The following is a 3,034-nucleotide window of genomic DNA, read 5'->3' as shown; positions in this document are numbered from 1 at the left end:
ATCGGGAACTGGTTTGTCGAAGGCGCCGCCGGCGCCTGGATGTTCACGGACAACCCCGATTTCTATGGCGGCCATGTGCGCGGACAGGAGCCGATATGGGCTTTTCAGGCTCACGCGGGCTATAATTTCGGTCCGAATTTCTGGATTTCCGCCGACGCGAATTACTATTTGGGCGGCCGTACCAGCGTCGATGGCGAAGTTGGCGATAATTATCAGTCGGTCTTGCGCTATGGCGCGACGGCATCGGCGCCGCTAGGCCATGGCTTTTCGCTCAAGGCGGCATGGGGTAGCTGGCTGACAGCCCGCAACAATGGTCGTTTCAACACCGCGAGTTTGACGCTGCAATATCGCTGGTTTGATCAATGACGACCTCCACGCCGCCGCGCGGTTCGGGCATTCGCCGTCCAGAAATCGGCCGACGCGTCTCCCCGAAGCGCTCGTTCCGACCGAACGGGCAGGCGCGCCGAGGCCAATTTCTATCTTGGCGCGGCTGTCCTCAGGTGAGAATATCGCATGGCGAAGTGAAACCACGGCAAAATCGGAGCCGAAGATGAACGCGGGGACATTGCTGAGGAAATTCCGATTGCAAGAGGCCCTGTCGGAAGACGAGCTCAATGCCTGGCTCGCCAAGCTGAGCCCTGACGGCTCGCTTCCGTCGAGCGAGATTCCGATTTTGCTCGAGTTGATGATGCAAAGGACTGAGCGGCTGTCCGTTGAGGACATAAGGGCCGTGGCGGGCCTCGCCAGCAGGAATGGCGGCCCGGTTGAGAAAGGTGGGCGAGATCAAGCGGAGCAGGCCATGCGCGCCATCGTTTCGAAGCTGACCAAGTAACAACTTGTCTTTCGTCACTATTCAAGACGCTCAATAAAGGATCGCAGCGGGGACGCCGTTTCCGCTGCGATGGCGAAGGGGTTTGCCGTTATTCCTTTGGCGCCGAACAAGGCGAGCGTCGGGTCGGCGATCTTGACGTCGGCGTCCTTCGCATCATGTTGAAGGTCGATCGACGCCGCGGCGCGGTCGTCGAAGCAGGAGCCGTGGACCGGCGCGCCCTTGCCGCCGCCGATGCAGGAAATGGCGAGGCAGTCCACCGACAGGGTCTTGTGCTTGGCGCCTTCAAACATCCTTGTCTCCGGGCGTTTCGGCATTCAGGCATGTGTGCTGGATGAACTGGCCGCCGGGCTTGCCATCCCGAAGCACCTGTTAGCGGAGATTCTTCGCGCAATTGGAGAATTGCTGCTGCGGTGATTACATCTGCGGCATGGACAGCAGGAAACTTGATGCGTCCTGATGACGGATGAAGGCCTGACCATCGCGGTAAAAAGGCCATTCCGATGGACGCGGCCGTTCAAAGCTTCGCTCGGCGCGACGGCGAGCTTGCCGAAATCGCGAAAATTGGCAAACTCGAGCGTTGTCGCAACCTGCATCCGGCGGATGTCGGCTCATAACGGTGACGAGCATGGAATCCGTAGAGATTATCTACCGGTACGGCGCGCAAACTGAACCAATGCGCCCGCGGCCAACCGATTCAGGCTCAGCTCGCCAACGTCTGGATGAAGGAAATCGCGCTTTCGCGGCTTTGCTCGACAGTTTGGCGGGCGACGAAGCTATCGCCAGGCGCGTTATACAGGTGGATCCGCGAGATTTCGGGCTGGCGGGTGACGCCGGAGAGAGGCCCAAGCAGAGCCCTTTCGCCGCAGTGCTCGGATGTTCCGACGCGCGGGTGCCAATTGAGCTGATCTTCAACGAAGGGCCAAACGACCTGTTCGTCATTCGGGTTGCTGGAAATGGTCTTGGAAGCGAGGTCATTGGCAGTTTAAAATATGCTGTTGAACATTTGGGCGGCAGCATAAAGATCATTGCCGTGCTCGGTCATAGCGGCTGTGGCGCAGTATCCGCCGCGGTTGATATCTTTTTGGATCCGAGACGATATTTTGAGCTCGCGACCAATTATTCGCTCCGCAGTATCCTGGACAGGATGCTCGTCGTGGTTCAAGCGTCCGCGATACGAATGAATGAAGTCTTTGGGCCAGATGTCGTGCATTACGCTGGTTACCGCGCCGCGCTCATCGAGGCGTCAATTGTGGTCAATGCAGCGCTAGCGGCCTATACGATTGATAAGGAACTAAAAAGCCAGGAGTTAGGCGACATTAAAACGGTTTACGGCGTTTATATCGTCGAGAGCCGCGAGGTTTGGGCGCCACATCGCGGGACCGCCATGTGGACCGGACTTGCTGATCCGCCAATTGGCATCGAGAGCTTCGCCGAACTCGGAAATGTTGTGCTCCATTCAAGTCGAATTTCATCAATCCTCAAAGCAGAGTGAGCGGCGGAATTTATCGCGCCTGTCTGTTGTCGTCAGGAGATTCGAAACAATTCGCGGGGCTCAGGAACGGCGGCTCTGACTCGCCCGGGGTCGATATTGTGAATCTCCGGCGCCTGCATCGTCCGTCCCGTCGCCCGAACGGGATCTGGGGGTCGGGGGCTAAACTGAGCTCCGATCGAAGCGATTGCCTTCGATCATCTCGGCCAGGTCGTCAAAAGAAATTATTATGATATCTCAATTAGATAGGTGTTCGCAGTTTTATTCTGAATGGCGCGCCAACAAAATCAATCGCTTAGACACATAATTGGACGGGCGCGCTTCCCAGAAAACTTGATTGGGAAGCGCATGGGAAGCGGCGAGCCAAAAACGAGGCCCCGTGAAGCGCAGTGCGATCTTCGGCGATCGAGCGCAGCGAAGTCGTGCGACGCTCCGCGAGCGCCCGTCTCACTCCGCCCGGCCGTCAGGCGCCATCTGATCATCGCTCACGAAGTGACCAACCTCGGCCACGACAGAACACAACTCGCGCCAATGGCCCAAGCCGCGAAGGCGGTTCTGGAAGTCGAGACGCTCGATGTAATCGCCGACCGCGGCTATTTCGCCAGCGAGCAAATCAAGCAATGCGCCGACGCTGGCGTGAGCGTCACGCTGCCCAAACCGCAAACGTCCAGTGCGACCTCAGAGGGTCGCTTCGGGCGGGAAGACTTCATCTA

At 58.2% G+C, this 3,034-nt stretch carries 4 protein-coding genes and 1 pseudogene; 4 read left to right on the top strand and 1 reads right to left on the bottom strand.

The genetic code is table 11. The annotated features are described in order from the left end of the window. The first annotated feature begins 39 nt into the window (after positions 1 to 39). Together ACE3S9_RS17645 and ACE3S9_RS17640 are read left to right on the top strand one after the other, a co-directional pair. Positions 40 to 366 carry a transporter gene (locus ACE3S9_RS17645; RefSeq protein WP_374547789.1) on the top strand — a complete coding sequence of 109 codons (327 nt, stop codon included), beginning with the start codon at positions 40 to 42 and terminating at the stop codon, positions 364 to 366. Continuing rightward, entirely contained in the window at positions 356 to 832 is a 477-nt protein-coding gene (locus ACE3S9_RS17640; RefSeq protein ID WP_374547788.1) for a hypothetical protein, read from the top strand. Before ACE3S9_RS17645 ends, ACE3S9_RS17640 begins: the two co-directional genes overlap by 11 nt. Positions 833 to 849: 17 nt before the next feature. On the opposite strand, the gene ACE3S9_RS17635 is transcribed toward ACE3S9_RS17640, so the two are convergent. Beyond that, positions 850 to 1,122, bottom strand: coding sequence for a hypothetical protein (locus ACE3S9_RS17635; RefSeq protein ID WP_374547787.1), 273 nt, complete (start codon positions 1,120 to 1,122; stop codon positions 850 to 852). Positions 1,123 to 1,457: 335 nt separating this feature from the next. Here ACE3S9_RS17635 and ACE3S9_RS17630 point away from each other — a divergent pair, with 335 nt between their 5' ends. Together ACE3S9_RS17630 and ACE3S9_RS17625 are read left to right on the top strand one after the other, a co-directional pair. Continuing rightward, positions 1,458 to 2,324: a carbonic anhydrase gene (locus tag ACE3S9_RS17630; protein ID WP_374547786.1), complete on the top strand. Its 867-nt coding sequence runs from the start codon at positions 1,458 to 1,460 to the stop codon at positions 2,322 to 2,324. A 468-nt stretch (positions 2,325 to 2,792) separates the two neighbouring features. Beyond that, positions 2,793 to 3,034 (top strand): annotated as a pseudogene (locus ACE3S9_RS17625) (IS5/IS1182 family transposase); the annotation flags it as partial.

The organism is Rhodoblastus sp., assembly GCF_041915505.1.
GTDB lineage: Bacteria > Pseudomonadota > Alphaproteobacteria > Rhizobiales > Beijerinckiaceae > Rhodoblastus.
This window is presented reverse-complemented; position numbering and strand designations above follow the sequence as displayed.